At 63.0% G+C, this 17,752-nt stretch carries 18 protein-coding genes; 16 read left to right on the top strand and 2 right to left on the bottom strand.

Features of this window, described 5'->3' with window-relative positions:
* Positions 1-66 precede the first annotated feature (66 nt).
* On the bottom strand, positions 67-1,179 hold the full coding sequence (locus tag C100_RS29580) for an endonuclease/exonuclease/phosphatase family protein (protein WP_024018660.1): 1,113 nt from the start codon (positions 1,177-1,179) through the stop codon (positions 67-69).
* Positions 1,180-1,526: 347 nt separating this feature from the next.
* Between C100_RS29580 and C100_RS29575 the strand changes: the two genes are divergently transcribed.
* Positions 1,527-1,829 carry a DUF736 domain-containing protein gene (locus tag C100_RS29575; protein ID WP_024018659.1) on the top strand — a complete coding sequence of 101 codons (303 nt, stop codon included), beginning with the start codon at positions 1,527-1,529 and terminating at the stop codon, positions 1,827-1,829.
* Positions 1,830-2,122: 293 nt separating this feature from the next.
* Positions 2,123-2,965 (top strand): DUF932 domain-containing protein, encoded by an 843-nt coding sequence (locus C100_RS29570; protein WP_024018658.1) that lies wholly within the window; start codon positions 2,123-2,125, stop codon positions 2,963-2,965.
* Between the two features lie 149 nt (positions 2,966-3,114).
* On the opposite strand, the gene C100_RS29565 is transcribed toward C100_RS29570, so the two are convergent.
* Positions 3,115-3,384, bottom strand: coding sequence for a helix-turn-helix domain-containing protein (locus C100_RS29565; protein WP_235219018.1), 270 nt, complete (start codon positions 3,382-3,384; stop codon positions 3,115-3,117).
* A gap of 144 nt (positions 3,385-3,528) precedes the next feature.
* Between C100_RS29565 and C100_RS29560 the strand changes: the two genes are divergently transcribed.
* From C100_RS29560 to C100_RS48165, 14 genes are all read left to right on the top strand, one after another.
* Positions 3,529-3,843 (top strand): DNA -binding domain-containing protein, encoded by a 315-nt coding sequence (locus tag C100_RS29560; protein ID WP_024018656.1) that lies wholly within the window; start codon positions 3,529-3,531, stop codon positions 3,841-3,843.
* Between the two features lie 152 nt (positions 3,844-3,995).
* Positions 3,996-4,712, top strand: coding sequence for a DUF2285 domain-containing protein (locus tag C100_RS29555; RefSeq protein WP_024018655.1), 717 nt, complete (start codon positions 3,996-3,998; stop codon positions 4,710-4,712).
* Positions 4,713-4,799: 87 nt separating this feature from the next.
* On the top strand, positions 4,800-5,033 hold the full coding sequence (locus tag C100_RS29550) for a helix-turn-helix transcriptional regulator (protein WP_235219017.1): 234 nt from the start codon (positions 4,800-4,802) through the stop codon (positions 5,031-5,033).
* A gap of 5 nt (positions 5,034-5,038) precedes the next feature.
* Positions 5,039-5,908, top strand: a complete 870-nt coding sequence (locus C100_RS29545; RefSeq protein WP_024018653.1) for a replication initiator protein A — start codon at positions 5,039-5,041, stop codon at positions 5,906-5,908.
* Between the two features lie 184 nt (positions 5,909-6,092).
* Entirely contained in the window at positions 6,093-6,731 is a 639-nt protein-coding gene (gene parA / locus C100_RS29540; RefSeq protein WP_024018652.1) for a ParA family partition ATPase, read from the top strand.
* Entirely contained in the window at positions 6,728-6,964 is a 237-nt protein-coding gene (locus tag C100_RS29535; RefSeq protein WP_024018651.1) for a hypothetical protein, read from the top strand. Before parA ends, C100_RS29535 begins: the two co-directional genes overlap by 4 nt.
* Positions 6,961-7,428, top strand: coding sequence for a DUF2840 domain-containing protein (locus C100_RS29530; RefSeq protein WP_024018650.1), 468 nt, complete (start codon positions 6,961-6,963; stop codon positions 7,426-7,428). The genes C100_RS29535 and C100_RS29530 overlap by 4 nt, the downstream gene beginning before the upstream one ends.
* On the top strand, positions 7,425-7,928 hold the full coding sequence (locus C100_RS29525) for a S26 family signal peptidase (RefSeq protein ID WP_024018649.1): 504 nt from the start codon (positions 7,425-7,427) through the stop codon (positions 7,926-7,928). Before C100_RS29530 ends, C100_RS29525 begins: the two co-directional genes overlap by 4 nt.
* Positions 7,922-8,560 carry a lytic transglycosylase domain-containing protein gene (locus C100_RS29520; protein ID WP_024018648.1) on the top strand — a complete coding sequence of 213 codons (639 nt, stop codon included), beginning with the start codon at positions 7,922-7,924 and terminating at the stop codon, positions 8,558-8,560. Before C100_RS29525 ends, C100_RS29520 begins: the two co-directional genes overlap by 7 nt.
* 188 nt (positions 8,561-8,748) lie before the next feature.
* The gene (locus tag C100_RS29515) at positions 8,749-10,671 is read left to right on the top strand and encodes a DUF3363 domain-containing protein (protein WP_024018647.1); all 1,923 of its coding nucleotides are present in this window, start codon (positions 8,749-8,751) and stop codon (positions 10,669-10,671) included.
* Positions 10,664-11,290, top strand: coding sequence for an RNA polymerase sigma factor (locus C100_RS29510; RefSeq protein WP_235219020.1), 627 nt, complete (start codon positions 10,664-10,666; stop codon positions 11,288-11,290). The genes C100_RS29515 and C100_RS29510 overlap by 8 nt, the downstream gene beginning before the upstream one ends.
* The gene (locus tag C100_RS29505; protein WP_024018645.1) at positions 11,287-12,327 is read left to right on the top strand and encodes a FecR family protein; all 1,041 of its coding nucleotides are present in this window, start codon (positions 11,287-11,289) and stop codon (positions 12,325-12,327) included. The genes C100_RS29510 and C100_RS29505 overlap by 4 nt, the downstream gene beginning before the upstream one ends.
* Positions 12,328-12,480: 153 nt before the next feature.
* Entirely contained in the window at positions 12,481-15,345 is a 2,865-nt protein-coding gene (locus C100_RS47750) for a TonB-dependent receptor (protein ID WP_161633896.1), read from the top strand.
* Between the two features lie 37 nt (positions 15,346-15,382).
* Positions 15,383-17,752 (top strand): alpha/beta hydrolase family protein, encoded by a 2,370-nt coding sequence (locus C100_RS48165; protein WP_161633895.1) that lies wholly within the window; start codon positions 15,383-15,385, stop codon positions 17,750-17,752.

Raw genomic sequence — 17,752 nt, 5'->3', positions numbered from 1 at the left:
CGCAAAAAATCGCGGCCGCGCCCGTTCTGGGCGCGGCCGCTTTCGGATGCTCCCGCAGGCTATACCTCAGATATCGATGTCGGCCCATATAGCGGCATGATCGGAGCCCGCATCGGCCGGCCGACCGACCTCCGCATAGGCGTCCCAGCGCTTAGGTCGCGAGCCGGGCCACATGCCCGTGCGGAACACTCCGCCCGCCCGCACCTGACCAAACAGATCGGGGGAGAGCAGGATGTAGTCGATCTTGTTCGCGGCATTGCACAGGCCATAGGTGCCCGGATAGCCGCCGTCGTCGAACGCCGGGTGCGTGAAAACGTCCTTGAGATCGGTGTCGTTGAGCAGTGGCGCCAGCGGCGCGCTCGTCGGCGTATCGTTGAAATCGCCGATGATCGCGATGTGGCTGGCGCCATTATCGACAAGCCCCTTGTAAATCTGCGCGATCCGCTCGGCCTGCGCCTTGCGCTTCGCATTGGACGCGGCTGTGCCGCCATAGCCCTTGCTCTTGAGGTGATTGACTAGGACCAGCAGCCGCGTCCCATTGGGCGTCGTCACCTCGAACTCGGGGCAGTCGCGAGAAAAGACCGGCTGATCGTTAGGCAGCCGGTCGTCGACATGGCTGCGCAGCGCGCCGATCGGAAAGCCTTCGCGGCTCATCAGCCCCACGTCGATGCCGCGCTCGTCATTGCCGTCGATCAGCATGACATGGCGGAAGAGCAGGCCTCCGAGCGCGGGCAGGATTTCGCCGTTGAACGCGGCGAGCACCGGACGGCTCTCCGCCTCGACGACGCCGAGTACATCGGCGTCGACGTCCATCATCACCCGCGCGGTGTTGCGCATCGCATGCTCGTTGACCGGCTCGTCGCGCAGCTCCAGCGAGCCGACCCAGTCGGCGCGACCGTCCGCCTCGATCACGAGGCCGCCGGCCTGCGGGCGGCGGAGCAGGCCGCCCCGATTACGCCGCAGGAGGACGAAGGGTCCGGTGTCGGACTTCTCCAGGCCCAGCTCACGCATCAGTTCGGCCATGCGCGTCTTGTCGGCGGCGGAATAGCCAATCTGGCCAAGCAGCGCGTTCAGTTCAGCGAATTTCTCGAGCACCGGGCGGCCTTCCTCCCAGCTGTCGAGGTTCATCGCCTTGGCGCGGTCGAACAGGTTTTCGACGTTATAGACGGCAAGCTTCATCGCATTCTCCCCTCGGAATCGCGACAATGCCAGACATCTGTTGCGTCTTCGCGGCGGCTGCCCGCCGATGTTCATTGCGCTCTGTTTCGTATCCTGCCCCTAATAGGACACGCCACGGTATCTCGAAAGGCTGGTCTGGCCGAGACCAATCGCCTGCCCGCAAAGGCGTCGGCCAACTTTTTTCCGCCGCGCTAACGCGCTTTGCATCGCGAAACAAAAAAGCCGCCCGCCGCCAAACCTTCACTGGCGTTGCGGCCGCAAGCGGTGCGGGGTCGATCGCGCCCCGGCCGACGACGCGCCATCGAGACCGCGATGGGCGTGGTCTTCGAGCACAGGAGACTTGAACAATGGCTATCATCGGAACCTTTACCGCCCAGGACTCGCGTCTCACGGGCAAGCTGGAAACCCTCACACTCTCGCAGCCGGCGCAGATCCGCGCCGTCGAGAAGGACAACGACAAGGCCCCAGACTTCCGCATCTATGCCGGCAAGAGCGAGTTCGAAGTCGGTGCCGCGTGGAAGAAGACCAGCCGCGAGGGCCGCGACTATCTCTCGGTCAAGCTCGACGATCCGAGCTTCCCGGCTCCGATCTACGGTTCGCTCGTCGAGACCGACGAAGCCGGCAAGCACCAACTCATCTGGTCGCGCTGACCGGCACCACCGATGCCCCGCCCATCCGGGCGGGGCATTTTTTTGCCCATCTTCGATATGCGGACGGACCGCGAGGGTCCGGCATCTGATGGTCAGGTGCTTGGGGCTCCGCCCCCGGCGCCCTTCGGAGCGGCTTCCGCCCAGCTTCCTCCACCCCGGATCAGATCCGGGGTTCCGTGCAGCCGGTTCCCCGCGAAGCCGCCCGCTCCGGTTGCACCCCCGGTCTCGCCGACGGGCAGGGTTTCAGCGCGGCGCTTTCGCTGCGCTCAAACCCAGACCCAAGGAGTTCAGCCATGTATCATCAGCTTGCCACCCGGTTCGGCCGCAACGCCCATCAGATCAGCGGACGGGAGCCGCTCGACAATGAGGCGCTCTACGCCCGTGTCCCCTCGATCTTCGCACGCGAGGCGCATGACAGCCGTTCGGATCGCTATGTCTATGTCCCGACCATCGACATCGTCGAGGGGTTGCGCGGTGAAGGATGGTTCCCGTTCTTCGCCGTCCAGTCGGTGCCCCGCGACGGCAGCCGCCATGGCCATGCCAAGCATATGCTGCGCCTGCGCCGCGACGATGGCATCGGCAAGCCCGAGGCCGCAGAGGTCATCATCGTCAACAGCCACGATGGCACGAGCGCCTATCAGATGTTTGCCGGTATGCTGCGGTTTGCTTGCACCAACAGCATGATTGCGGGCGAGCGGTTCGAGGAGGTCCGCGTGCCGCACAAGGGTCATATCCAGCAGGACATCATCGAAGGCGTCTACACGGTCGCGGAGGACTTCCCGCGCCTGATCGACGCCAGCGAGACGATGAAGGACATTCAGCTTTCGAGCGAGGAGCAGCGATTGCTTGGCGAGGTGAGCTTGGTGGCCCGCTATGGCGAGGACGAAAGCCCCTTGCGCCCCGAGCAGATCATCGAGCCGCGCCGCCGCGAGGATGTGGGGCGTAGCTTGTGGAGCACGTTCAACGTCATTCAGGAGAATGTCATTCGCGGCGGGCTGCAGGGCCGCAAGCGCAATGCCGAAGGCCGCATGCGCCGCAGCACGACCCGCGCGATCAACGGCATCGACCAGAATGTGACGCTCAATCGTGCGCTCTGGACGCTGGCCGAAGGCATGCAGCGACTGAAGTCCGGCTGACGCATGATGCCGTGGAGCCGGTTTTCCGGCTCCGCGGTTCTGCGCCTTTACGCCTGGGGTCGGCGTCCGCGCGTCCCAAGGTCCACGCGGACGCTGGAATCGCTTCGCTCGCCGGGCGCAAGCGCCCGGCTCGCGGTTTTAGTCGGGAGTCAGTTGTCTTTCGGTGTTCCACCGCCGCGGGCGCGCTGCGGCGCGACGTCATCGCCGGGATCGCCGCCATCAAAGGCGACCAGATCGGCAGGTGTGACACCCAAAGCGGTTGCGAGATGAAAAAGGGTGACGACGGTCGGGTTTCGGCGTCCCCGCTCGATATCGCTGATATATTGCTGTCCGAAGCCGGAAAGCTCCGCGAGCTTCTCCTGCCGAATGTCCTTGGCATCGCGAATCCGTTTGAGATTGCGACCGACGAGCCTCCTCATATCCATGTCGGCATTTCGCCGAATACATATTTGAAGGTTTATCTTCTTTAAGGGTAGTATGGCGCGGAGTCGCGTGCACGACTTGTCCCGATGGCAATACCGGCTTGCGCGATCGGCTCAGCGCGACTCCTGAAGAAGGTGAGAATGACGGACTCCGATTCCGACGACTCGAAGGGGGCAGTTCCCGGCGTTTCGGACCTGGCGCCGAGAGAAGCGGCGATCACGCCCTACGACCGCCTCCATCACACCGCCTATCTTCGACTGCTCGACGCCGAAGCGGCTGGCATGGCGTGGCGCGACGCCGCCATCACCATCCTTGCGCTCGATTGCGATGCCGATTCCGACAAGGCCCATGCGACATGGCAAAGTCATCTCGACCGGGCGCGGTGGATGTCATCCACTGGCTTCCGGCTGCTCCTCGAGGCCGCCCAGCAAAAGCGCGGAACCGGAAAGACGTAAATACGCCCCACGCTTCGCCGCACAACCCGGGCGGCTTGCGGCGTCGGTCCTGTCGATTGCCCCGCTTCCCGCGTCGGCGAACCGGGGGGTTTCCGGATGTCGCGCCAGCACAATCAGCCAGTCAGGAGCCCAATTTGGAAGAGCCTGGCTCAGTGCAGGCACTCGCCGCCTATCTCTACGTGCTGGGCCTCGACGATCTCGCGATGGCCTGGGAATATCTGCGCCGTAATCCCGACTATCATCACGACTGGGCGAAACGCGACGAGCGCGCGCTCGCGCGCTGGATGCTGAATGCCTTCGAAGACCCCGGGCTCGACGCTCGAACGGCCCACCCGCTCTGGGCGATCGACCCGCCGCTGCAGCTGGTGCCGGTTCCGGACGATCCCGAGGCGCCGCGTCTCGATCTGTGGAAGTGCGGCTGTGACTGGCACCTGACCCATGACGGGCGTCTGCTTCGCGCCACGGTACTCGCCGCGACGCCGACCGTTCGGCTCGCCCTCTGCCCCCGGCTTGGTGATGGCGAATGCTATGCCTATCGCCTGCCCGCCGGCGGAGGCGCGAGCGCGGCACGCCGCGCCGCGCTCGACACCGCCGCCTTGCATGAGCAGCCCGCCTGTCCAGCGGCTGTGCGGCCCGCCCGGCGTGCCGTCCTTGTCAGCATGCACACCCTCGCCGTAATGGATGCGCTCGCCTGCGGAGCATCGGAGCGCGACATGGGTGTGCTTCTGTTCGGCTGCGGACGGGTCGCCGCCGAATGGTCCGCCGAAAGCGCGTTGCGGGCGCAGGTCCGGCATCTCGTCAAGCGCGGACGTCAGTTTGTCGCGGGCGGCTATCGCAAGCTGCTCGGGACCGGAGATCTACGCCGCTGAACGAACCTCCGTTCCTTCTACGCTCCCCTTCGCCGATCCTTCTTCCAACGCGCCACGCTCCGCCCGAGCGGGGACATGGAGAAGGATATGTCCGCCATGACACAGGATGAAACCGCGCCGCACTATCTCGACAATGCCGAGGCAGCGGCCTTTCTGAAACTGTCGCCCCGAACCCTGGAAAAGCAGCGCGTGCGCGGCGGCGGTCCCGCCTTTCGCAAGTTCGGCCGCCGGGTGGTCTACGCGCTGTCGGACCTGCAGTCTTGGGCTGATCAGCGGCGCTACAATTCGACGACGCAAGCCGAACTGGCCGCGCGCGGCTGATCGCGATGCGCCGCCTGATCTCCCCTGCTGCGCGGCAGCTTGATCTCTTTCACGCGATCCCCGGCGATCTCGCGCCGCGCGACGCGCAGGATCTGATGGCATGGCCGTTTTTCAGCCTCGCCAAATCGAAGCGGGTACGACCGATCGATTTCCGCATGGGGTCGACTTCGATCCTGGTCGAAGCGACCGCGGAACATGGAATGGCCACGATCTGGGACGCCGATGTCCTGGTCTGGGTGGCAAGCCAGCTGGTCGAAGCGCGCGACAAGGGGATTGCCACCTCCCGGCTGATCGCGGCGACACCCCATGAAATCCTGTCCTTCACCGAGCGGGGCACGGGAAAAGCAAGCTACGATCGGCTCAAGGCGGCACTCGACCGGTTGCAGTCGACCACCATCGCGACGTCGATCCGCCAGCCGCATCAGCGACGGCGGCATCGCTTCTCCTGGATCAACGAATGGAAGGAGCGCCTCGACCCAGCGGGCCGCCCGCTCGGCATCGAGATGATCGTCCCCGACTGGTTCTACGCGGGCGTCCTCGAACAGGCGCTCGTTCTCACCATCGACCGCGCTTACTTCCAGCTCACCGGCGGCCTTGAACGCTGGCTTTACCGCGTCGTCCGCAAGCATGGCGGACGGCAGGCGGGGGGCTGGAGTTTCGATGTCGACCACCTCCATCTCAAATCCGGCGTGCTCTCGCCGCGCAAGCAGTTCGCCTTCGATCTGCGCCGGATCGTCACGCGGCAGGCCCTTCCGGGATATGTCTTGTCGCTCGAATTCGCCCTCGGCCGCGAGCGGCTGGTCTTCATCCCCAAGCCCGCCGATCTGTTCGATCTCGCCATGCGGCGATGCGGGCGCAGACCTGTGGAAAAGTGATGCGCATATTCGGACTATCGTTGACCGCGCGAGTCGGACGATCGTTGACCGGGGACTCGGACTATCGGAAACCCGCGCTCCTCAGAAGTCGTTGGATTCCCTACCGGAATTCGACCTCCTATAACTATGCTAACAAAGAGTCCTTCGGACTCTTGCTAACGCCGCGGCATTGTGGGGAACGGCGATGATCGTCGCCCTGCTCAACCAGAAAGGCGGCGTCGGCAAGACCACGCTCGCGCTTCATCTCGCCGGGGCATGGGCGAGCGCGGATGCGCCCGTGCTCGTCGTCGACGCCGATCCGCAGGGCTCGGCGCTGGACTGGGCCGAGCAGCGGACCCGCGAAGGCCATGCGCGCCGGTTCGGCGTCATCGGTCTCGCACGCGAGACGTTGCACCGCGAGCTCCCCGCTCTGGCGGGCGATCATGCGCTGGTGCTCATCGACGGTCCCCCGCGCGTGACCGGGCTTGCCCGATCGGCGCTGCTCGCCGCCGATCTCGTGCTCATCCCGGTCCAGCCCTCGCCGCTCGATGGCTGGGCCTCGGCGGAGATGCTGCGGCTGCTCGGTGAGGCGCAGCTCTATCGCCCCGATCTTGCCGCGCGCTTCCTGCTCAACCGCTGCGCGACCGGCTCGAATACGCTGCGCGAGACCCGCAGCGCGCTCGCCAGCAGCGATCCCCCCGTGCTCAAGGCGCAGGTGGGTCAGCGCGTGATCTTCGCGCAGGCCATGCGGTCGGGCCAGCTCGTCGACGAACTGGCGGGCGCGGGTCCCGGCGCCCGCGAGATCGCGGCGCTCGCCAGCGAAATCGCGGGGCTGATCCCATGAGCGGCGACGCGCCCGCCCGCGGTTTCGCCGCCAGGCCACGCGATCCCGACAGCTGGGTCCGGTCGCCCGAGCGCCGCACCGGGCGCGGCGAACATTACAGCGCGCGCCTCACGATCGACGTCACCCCGGCGCTGCGCGGCCGCATCAAGGTCGCGGCGTTTCAGCGCGGCCAGACCGTCGCCGATCTGCTGCGGGCCATGCTCGAGGATGCTTTCCCGGAGGATCGCGCATGAGCGATCGGCATCTCACCGCCGTGCGGCTGCTGCACCGCCGCGACCAGGCCGACGCTTGGCTGCGCTTCGGCGAGCCGGTCGCCGAGCGCCTGCGCGGGCGCAGCGGCATCGCCTGCTTTCCGCCGGGGCGGCTGTTTGGCTATGTCGATTGGCGCGCCAACGACTATGGCACGATCCGCTGGACCTTCACGGTTGCGCGGACCGCGGCGCCGGGCGGCGCCATTGAAACGATCCCGGGCGTGCGCCCGGGTGCCGAACTGCTGCTGCGCGCGTCCGGTAAGGCGGCGGTCAAACGCGCCTTCGCCTATCTCGATACCATCGATGCGACAGGGATCGATCCCGCCCTGGTCGATCCCGATCACTGGCGGGCGGCCGCGAACCGGATCGCGGCGCGCGAGGACCCGCGTCCGTTCGATCCGCTCACGCACGCCGCCGCGATGGCGCGCAGGACGTTTTCCACATGAATCGCGTTCGCCTTGGCGCTGTGTCGGGTCTCGGTCTCGTCGCGATTGCCGCCTCGGTCTGGCTGCAGCCCGAATGGCGGCTCGTGTTCAATCCCTCGGCCAGCGCGCCGCGCGGCTGGTATTGGGTCTCGCCGCTCGCCGGACCGCCACGGGTCGGCGATCATGTGCTGGTCTGGCCACCCGAATGGGCCGCGCGGCTGGCCGATGCGCGGCGCTATGTGCCCGCGACGGTTCCGCTGATGAAACCGGTCGCCGCGACAGTGGGCGCACTGGTGTGCCGCGACGGCGCCACGGTTCGCATCGATGGCCGCGCGGTCGGGATGGCCCGCCTGCGCGACAGCCTCGAGCGGCCGATGCCGGTCTGGCGGGGGTGCCGACGGCTTGGGCCTGGCCAGACGTTCCTGCTCGCCGCGCCCGAGAGCTCATTCGACGGCCGCTATTTCGGCCCGGTCTCCACCGACCGCGTCATCGCCCGCGTGGAGCCGCTCTGGACATGGTGAAAGGGGCCACTCCGCTTGCCTTCGTCCTCCTGCTCGCGATGCCGATGCCGTCGCTCGCGCGGGAGCCAGCCAGCGCCCCGGTCGATCGCTGGTCCGAGTATATCGCCGAGGCGTCGCGGCGCTTCGGCGTGCCCGAGACGTGGATTCGCGCCGTCATGTGGGCCGAGAGTCGCGGCCGCCCCCATGACGGTGCCGGACGCCCGACGGTCAGTTCGGCTGGCGCGCGCGGGCTGATGCAGGTCATGCCGGACACCTACCGCGAATTGGCCCGGCAATATGGCCTTGGACCGAACCCCGACAATCCGCGCGACAACATCCATGCCGGCACCGCCTATCTGCGGGCGATGCACGACCGGTTCGGCAGCCCGGGCTTTCTCGCCGCCTATAATGCGGGTCCGGCGCGATACGCCGATCACATGATGACCGGGCGCCCGCTGCCGCGCGAAACCCGCGCCTATCTGGCATCGGTGTCGGCGCGGCTGGGCCTCGCCAGCCCCGTCGCGATGGCGCAGGCCGGGCAGCGTCCGGCACCCACGCCGCAGAGCGTGTTCGTCACCGCGTCGCCCGCGCCGGACGGTCTTTTCTTTCCGCTGCGTCGCGATGGGATCGGGACGGACAATGGGCAGGAATGAGGAAATGGAGTTGGGCAAGATAGAAGCGAACGGCACGCGGTGGTGCGTTCGGCGGGGTCTGCACGTCGGTTGGCGCGGCACGCGCCGGGAGGGTGCCGGTGCTGCGAAAATCGCGAAATCCCGCATATCTGCGGTGCACCCGCGTGCCGTGCGCACTGTGGCGCGCCCGGTCGCAATGGGCGGCGGTTATGGCGGGATCTGATGACGACCGGTTCCGGCCCAGGCTGGGCAAGCCGCGCGGCGGCGGAACGGGTCCGCTCCGCTTCACCAGCAAGGTCCTCCGCGCAGCAGGCAAGGCGGGACCGCCACGCGGCCAGCGAAGACGGACGAACGCGGCGCGCCTCGGACGCGGCGCGATCGCCGCCCGGCTGATGCGCCAGGGACTGGCGCGCGCCGACCGCCGCGTCGTGATCAAGGTCAGGTCGATCCAGCTCGGCAAGGTTAGCCCGCGATCCACCCGCCAGCACCTCGCCTATGTCGAGCGCGATGCGGTGGGGCCGCAAGGCGAGCCCGGCCTTGCCTATGACCGTGGGGCGGAGAGGGTCGATACCGGTGCGTTTGAGGAGCGGGGTCGCGGCGACCGCCATCAGTTCCGCATCATCGTGGCGCCGGAGGATGGCGAGGCGCTTGGCGATCTTCGGAGCTTCACGCGCTCATTGATGGCACGGGTCGAAGCCGACCTGGAAACGCGGCTCGACTGGGTCGCGGTCGACCATCATGACACCGGCAATCCCCACACCCATATTCTGCTGCGGGGCGTGCGCGAGGACGGACAGGATCTCGTCATCGCGCGCGACTATGTGTCGCGCGGCATGCGCATGCGCGCATCGGAAGTCGCGACTGAAACGCTGGGTCCGAGGACTGAGCGTGAGATCGCCCACATGCTTGCGCGCGACACCACCGCCGATCGCTGGACCGGCATCGACCGCGCCCTCATGCGCGGTGCCGACGCCAAGCGGGAAGTCGCGCCTGAGCAGGTCCAAAGCATCGGCCGTAACGCGGGGCTCGGGCGCCTGCGCCATCTGCAGACGCTGGGTCTGGCCGATCCGGTTGCTGCCGGTCGCTGGCGCCTCGCGGAACGGCACGAGCCTGTCCTGCGCCAGCTCGGCGAACGGGTCGACATCATTCGCACGCTGCAGCGTGCGATCGGCGAGCCGCGTGAAATTGCCCTGCCGGATGAGAGAGGCGTGGGGCCGCTCATCGGCCGGATCGCCGGGAAAGGTTTGGTCGATGAGCTCGGCGACGCCACCTGGCTCGCTGTCGACGGGGTCGATGGCCGTGCGCACTATGCCCGCGTGCCTGCCGGGGCGGACCCGGCTGACTGGCCGGTCGGCGGGATTGTCGAGATCGATCCCGGTAAGACCCGCGACGCCGATCGCACGATCGCCGCGCTCGCCGAGGACGGCATCTACAGCGTCGAGCGGCATCGCGCCGCAGCCGCGGCCGACGAGCGCCCGGGCGATCCAGCGCGCTATGTCGAGGCGCATGTCCGGCGCCTCGAGGCCCTGCGGCGCGCCGGACATGTCGAGCGGATCAGCGACGATCTCTGGCGCGTTCCCGCCGATCTCGCGGACAAAGGCCGCAGCTTCGATCGCGCGCGCGGTGGCGGTCTGACGCTGCGCTCGCGCCTGTCCATCGGTGCGCAGATCGGCGCCAATGGCGCGACCTGGCTCGACCGGACGCTCCTGGCCGGGGGCGAGCGCATCGCGGGGACAGGCTTCGGAGCCGAGGTTCACAAGGCACTCGGCGAACGCACGGCATTTCTGGAACGCAGCGGCCTGGCGAGACGTCAGAATGGCCGCCTCCTGCTTGCGCGCGATCTGCTCGACCAGTTGCGCGAGCGGGACCTCGGCGCCGCGGGCCAGGCAATCGCCGCCCAGACGGGCCTTGCCTATCGACCGGTGCAGGACGGCGCGGTCGCTGGCACCTATGTGCGGTCGGTCGATCGGCCGAGCGGTCGCTTCGCGATGCTCGACGATGGCAGCGGCGGATTTGCGCTCGTGCCGTGGCGTCCGGTCATCGAGCAGCGGTTGGGTCAATGGATCGGCGGCGTTGCGCGCGGCGGGGACATCGACTGGAAAATGGGACGAAGTCAGGGCCTTGGTGTATGACCAAAGTCATGCTTGCTTATTTGGGGAAGTTTTGGTCCCTTGGCAGGCGAAAGGAACTTCTGTTCTTATGCGTTCTGGACCGACATCGGAAGAATATTTCGATGCCGCCAATTCTGGCGGGGAGGTCGATCGCCTCTACCGCGCCTACAAGGACCGGCTTCGCCGCTATGTCGCGCGCAGCTTCGGTGCCGGGCCGCCCGATCCCGAAGATGTTGTCCAGGTCGCGTTCGAGAAGTTCGCGGCCCATGAGGATCGCGGCAGCATCGCGAACCCCGAGGCCTTTCTCGCGACCAGCGCGCGCAACTATGTCCTCGACCAGCGCCGACGACTGAAGGTACGGGCCGACCATGCAGATGGGGAACGAATATTAGGGGCCGATTGTGACGATTTCGATGCCGAGCGCGTCGTATCAGCAAAAGAACGATGGGGGATCCTCGAACGCGCGATCCAGGACATGGACCCGCGCAGGCAAGAGATCTTGATCATGAACCGTATCCATGGCCTTAGCTATGCTGAGATTGCACGCCGTCTCCATTGTTCGCCGACTCTCGTGAAGACGCTGGCGGCGCAGGCACTTGTCATCTGTGAGCGTGCCCTGCGTGAAGCGGACAGCGAATGACGGCCTCACCCGCCCATGATCCTGATCGGGACCGTATCGACGAGGAAGCGAGCACCTGGGTCGTGCTCGCCTCCGAGCGTGAACTCACCCGCGAAGAGCAGCGCAAGCTCGACACCTGGCGCGCGGCCGACGCGCGGCACGAAGCCGCTTGGCAGGATTTCAGCCGCACTTGGGGCGATATCCCGCAGATGCGGAATCTCGCCGACCTGGTGCCACTCCACAAGATCGCGGCCAATGATCGCCTCGATAATCCGCGGCCGCAGCGCTGGCGGTTGCCGAAGGCGGCCTGGGGCGCCGTGGCCGCTGTCCTCATTGCGATGCTCGCGATCCCGACCCTCCTCTGGCAATCGCAGCCCGAGCAATATGCCACCGAAATCGCACAGACACGCTTGATCGCGTTGCCCGACGGCACGCAGGTAACGCTCGGACCAAAGTCATCGCTCGCCCTGAAGTTCAGCGATGGCGATCGGCGCGTCGCACTGACTGGCGGTGAAGCCTTCTTCGAGGTGGTGCATGACAGATCTCGGCCATTTCTGGTGGAGGCCGGCAGTTCGCTGATCCGCGTCGTCGGTACCAAGTTCGACGTGAATTTCACTGACCAGACCGTGCGCGTCTCCGTGCTGCAGGGGTTGGTCGAGGTGAAGGATTCAAGTTCCAGCGCCACCGGCAGGCCCGAAACGCAGATGCTCCGCGCCGGACAGCGGACCGAGATCCTGCTGGCCAAGCTGGAAGCCCCGAAGGTCGAAGCCGTGAAAGCACCTGCTATTGTGGCCTTGCCTGCGCAGGCGCCGGGCGCCTGGCGCGAAGGTCGCCTGGTCTATGAGAATATGCGCCTCGCCGATCTGGTCGCCGACGTGAACCGCTACTACGCGCCCGGCGTGACCATGGCGGACCCGTCGATCGGCGACATGCGCGTTACGGCCGCGTTCAAGGCCAGTGAAATCCCGGCCTTCATGAGCGCGTTGGGCGGTGTCGTCCCGGTCCGCGCCACGGAAGCCACGGACGGCGCATTCCGATTGGAGCGCGCCGACAACTGATTCTGCGCCCCAGCGCGACAAAAAATCGCAACTCCCCCTGACGATCGCTGATCGTGGCGCGTCAACCGGATGTTAGCGCACAGAGTTCGCGAGGGCGTGCCTCTGTGCCTGCGTCGGTTGAGCCGGCTTCGGGAACGCAATGGGGGAATTGGTATGATGCGAGCAATCAAGGCGAATTTGGTTCGAATTTCGATGCTGTCGGCTTCGGTCACGGCTTTGGCTGTGGCGACGCCGGTAATGGCGCAGGCCCAGGTGCGCGAGTTCAACATCCCAGCTCAGCCGCTATCTTCGGCATTGCTCGAATTCTCCAAGCAGTCCGATGTTCTGATTGTCGTTTCGCCTGAGATTGCCCAGGGCAAGCGCTCGCCAGCGGTACGCGGATCATTGCCGGTCAATGAGGCTATTGGTCGCTTGCTGAGAGGCAGTGGTCTCCGAGCGATCCCCAACCCGCGCGGCGGCTACCGCATTGAACGTACAATGGCGGCAGCGAGCAGTTCCACGCAGACGGCATCTTCAGCGGAGGGCGATGACGGTTCGAGAGCCGTCAGCGAGACGATCATCGTCACTGGCACCCGCTTAACAAAGGCGAATGATACGATTCCACTCCAAACCTATACTCGAGAGGCCGTCGAGGCCGCGACTAGTTCCTCGGTAGCCGACTTCCTCAACACTCTTCCTGCGGCATCGCTCAATGTGTCAGCAGACCGAACGACCTCATTCGGCGGCGCTACAACTGTCCAGCTAAGGGGATTCCCCGCAGGGACCACGACTACCCTACTAAATGGGCGTCGTCTTGCCCCGTCCGGGGATACTCGTGCAGGCAGCACTGATCTCGACTCGCTTCCGCTGAGTCTCATTGAGCAGATCGACATCCAACCCTCCGGCGCTTCGGCTGTATATGGGAGCGACGGCATAGCTGGCGTGGTGAATTTTATAACTCGCCGGGTCGCAAATGGAGGATCGGCTGCAATAACCTACCAGACCGCTGAGGAGATCAATGATATCCGGGCGTCGGTGAGTTACGGCGGTAAAACTGGAGATCTACAGTACATTGCTGGCATTTCCTATGAGCACAATGAACCACTATACGGAAGAGATCGGAAACACGTTTCCTCGGGGGACTTTAGCAGATTCTCTTCCTTGGGAGGGCGCGATGCTCGCAACGTATTTTGCCTTCCTGGCAATGTACGGTCCGTAAACGGCTCCAACCTTCCTGGACTAGGTTCATCCTTTGCGGCCGTTCCGGCGCTCGGAAATCCCACCGTGCAAGACTTTCAGGCTACGGCCGGCACTCGCAACATGTGCGGTCGAGAAGCCGAGTTGCTTCGCCCAGAGACCGAACGGCTCGGATTCTATGGTGCTCTGACCTGGCACATCAATGATCGCCTAGAAGTGTTTGCAGATGTGATCGCGACTAGGTTGGAAACCGATCAAACCACGGTCGGAAAAGCTTATCGCGCTACGATGAGCGCCGGCAATCCGTATAATCCCTTCGGAGTTGACGTCATCGTAGAATCGCAACTTCCTGTACGTGCCTCGATCGCCAACAGACGTCACTTCTATCGTCCGACAGTCGGATTGCGGGGGGCCCTATCTGAAAGAAGCTCGTTCGAAATCGCTGCCTATGCAGCGATCGATAACAGTACAATACGTGATTACTCGTCTGGTCTTACGGCCGACGTCAACCGCCTCAACAGCGCAATTTCGTCAACCTCGACCGCAACAGCTCTGAATCCATTCGATCCCGCCTCACAGAAGTCAATCTCTGAAGCAATATATGTTCCCGTCGATAATATTTACGAGAATCGTCTCTATGTGATCGATGGGCGTGTAACTTCGGACATCGTAGACCTGCCTGCGGGGCCGATCGAGATTGTTCTGGGAGGCGAACTATCATTTGAGTCGGCGGAATTCAAACTTCCTCAGGGGACATCGTTTGTCACATTGGACGCAGATCGCAACGTTCAATCTGCCTTCACGGAAGTTCGAGCTCCGCTTCTGGCAGGCCGCGGAAGGCGCGAACTCTTAGCCGTTTATGCCGCAGGACGCGTGGACCGATACAGCGACGTTGGGACATCGGTCACCTCTTCTTTAGGAGCCGTTTTCAAGCCCCATCCTGGGATCGAAGTCCGAGGGTCCTACTCAGAGGCGTTTCGGGCGCCTCCACTTCGAGTGATCTATACCGACCGGTTCGTCGGCCAGGCCCGCGTCGTCGACCCTACGCTTCCCGGTATGCCGCAGGTGCTCGTGCCGACGGTAGGTGGCGGGAGCTCAGAGCTTGATCCCGAAGTTGGAGACACTTTTAACATCGGTATTGAGCTAAACGATCGTCTTCTGCCCGGACTGAGGGTCTCAGTAGATCACTGGTGGTTGCACCAAGGTAAACGGGTCATCACCACACTGCCTGCGCAGGTGGTAGTGGACAATGCAGACCTATTTCCGGGACGTGCGGTACGTGATGGCGCTGGCAACCTGACGTCAATCAACATTTCTGCGACTAACTATGGAGAACTGGACGCGCGTGGATTCGACTTCAGGGCCTCCTATGAGATCGGATTCTCTGGTTTCACACTAATCCCATCTGTGAATTGGACGCTGATACATCATTTTGAGGCGGCGGTTACTCCTGGAGCGCCGCTGGAGAATCGGCTAAATGCCGCGACCCGTAGTGACGCATGGGCACCGCGCCATAAGGGAACGGTTTCCCTTGCACTGCGAAATGAGATTATCAGCGCGAACCTGCAGGCGCGATATGTCGGACGCTATCTCGACTATCAGACCCCGGCGAACACCAATATGATTGGTGATTTTATCACGCTGGATGCATTCGCAAAAATCAAGGTAAGTGGTCTTATCGGCGAAAATAGCCGAGACGCATTCATTACTCTTGGCGCTCGTAATATGCTAAACAAGGGTCCGCAATATTCTAATTATGCGAACGGCGCGATTGGATTCGATCCTACGCAATATGATATTGTAGGGCGAAAAATCCAAGTCGGCTTGACGACATCCTTCTGATGACATGCACAAAAGTCATTCGAAGCACTACTCTGCAATGAGTGCTGCATTTCGCTTGAGAACATTGAGTGGCGCGCTGCTGGCGGCTCGCCCAATGGTTAGTACACCTGTGCTCTTTCTGTCGCTTTTATCTCTGGCCGGCGCACCAATCGCACCTGCCGAAGCCAAAGCCGCGAGACACCTCGATGTGCGAGCAATGCTTCAGTTTGCCGAAGTCGGTGACCCCGTCAGTCTGGGTTGGCGCGACTATCGCCCGCAGATTGCCAGCTTCGCCCCTGATGGTAGAAATGTCGCGATCGTGGTGCGGAATGGCGCACCGGTGGATGGCACGGTGAATGCCAAACTACTCATCTACGATGTTGAAGACGTTATGAAGTCTCAAAAGCAGCTGCCGCCACTCGTCGCAGCGGAGTTTTCAAGTAGGAGCAACCAACAACCTCTTGCATCCGTGCGCTGGCTTGATGATGGTCTTTTGCAATTCGCTGCGACGGGAGACGGTTCGACAACACAAATCTACAATTTGTCGTTAAAAAGTGGCCAAGTTCGCAGACTCACCGACGTGAAGTTTGATATGCTCGCGTTTGGTTCGTCAGCGAGTGGTGATCAAATCGTTGCCATCTCGCGCGGCCCAGCAGCTGTATCTCCTGAAAATGATCCAGAATGCATCTCCTTTGGTTGTCGGGTTAGCGGACGGCGGTTAGCGGACGCCTTAGCGGGTGCGCGAAGCTGGCATACATTCGCGTCCAAGGTGACATACTACGATTTGCAGGCGGATCTTCGAAGGGAGGTCGATGCGCCGTCTGAGCGTGCTGAAGTTGACCGATGCTTCGCGGATACATTGCCGGGCGGCGTCTCCCCTGACGGGCGTTACGCGCTACAAATATGTTCGGTCACGCAGTGGCCTTCGTGGTGGACACGTTACACGGTCGATTCAGAGTTCGTTCGATCTCTGCTCGCCAAAAACTACATCTATTTGCGGCAGTACTACCTACTAGATCTTAAATCAGGCACAAGTAGGCCGTTGAATTCGACGCCGGCACTTCCCGTCATGCGAGCTGACCCCATATGGATAGACGGTGGGCGCCACCTGATACTCCCAGGAGCTGTGTTGCCGTTGAACGCCCATACTGCCCTTCCCGACAGGAACCAGCAGCTTGGGGCCATGATCGTAGATCCAGCGACCGGGTCAACGAAGTTGGCCTTTGCATTAGACCCTGCAATAGTTCACCGGATCGTTGAGGCACGCTGGAGCGAGCGCGACCAGATTTTGGTAATTGATGCGGTGAACCGCGAAGGGGAAGCGTTAGATCCGATAGCCTGGCGGCGCGCCGGCGAAAAGTGGGAGCGAGTAGGCCCGAGTAAGATATCGAACCCCTCTAAGCATTATACGATATATCTTGAACAGAGTATAAACTCGGTCCCGGTCGTCTACTTGCAGAATGCAAAAGGGGTGCGGCGGGCTCTACTTGCTCCTAATGAGTGGCTGGAAGATTATCGGCTTGGCTTGGTCCAGGCGATATCGTGGACAGGTAAGGGCAGCAGTCAGTGGAAGGGTCATTTATACCTTCCTCCCGATTATAAGCTTGGAAAAAAATACCCACTTGTAATTTTAACACATGGCTTACGCGAGGGCGTATTTTCGCTGTGGGGATATGCTCGAAATTTTGCTGCACAGCCCCTGGCATCTCGCGGCATCGTGGTGCTGCAGTTAGACGAGACCGGACTTCGAGGTGTGACGACCACTAGGGAGGAGTGGCCCAGAAGTCAGGAGGGCTTCGAAAGTGCAATCGACGAGCTAGATAAGCGCGGCTTGATCGATAGAAGTCGAGTTGGACTGGTAGGATGGAGCCGTACAGTCAACCATGTAAACTACATGATGACGCATTCAGATTACCCTATCAAAGCGACCATCTTAGCAGATGGGAATGATTTTGGTTGGTGGACATACCTTAATAGAGGCGTTCATCAGGAGATTGAACTTAACTTTGGCGCGGAGCCATTTGGCTCAGGTCTCGGAAATATGCTTAATCTATCGCCGACTTTCTCCCTGGATCGATGGCGCACGCCAACACTTATCTGGACAAGCCAGAATGCGATATCCTCTTGGGATATATTCGCCGGCTTGCGTCGCTTAAAGAAACCAGTCGAGTATTGGGTCTTACCGGATGCTGATCATGATATCTTTATGATGACGCAGCGGTCGAGATTAAATCAGCAGATGGTTGATTGGTTTGCATTTTGGTTGGGTGACGAGGAGCGGGAGCATTTGAACGGCCTACCAGGAGAAACCAAAGGGTCTCTATTGGAGCAGTATATCAGATGGAACGATTTGAGGGCCCAGCAAAACGAAGTTTTGAAGACGTCGAGGCCTCCGCGTTTGGAGTGGTCGTCTAGAGCCGCAAAATGA

The sequence above is a fragment of the Sphingobium sp. C100 genome, assembly GCF_000508185.1.
Classification (GTDB): domain Bacteria; phylum Pseudomonadota; class Alphaproteobacteria; order Sphingomonadales; family Sphingomonadaceae; genus Sphingobium.
The sequence above is the reverse complement of the archived record's forward strand: the minus strand, read 5'-3'. Positions and strand labels throughout refer to the sequence as shown.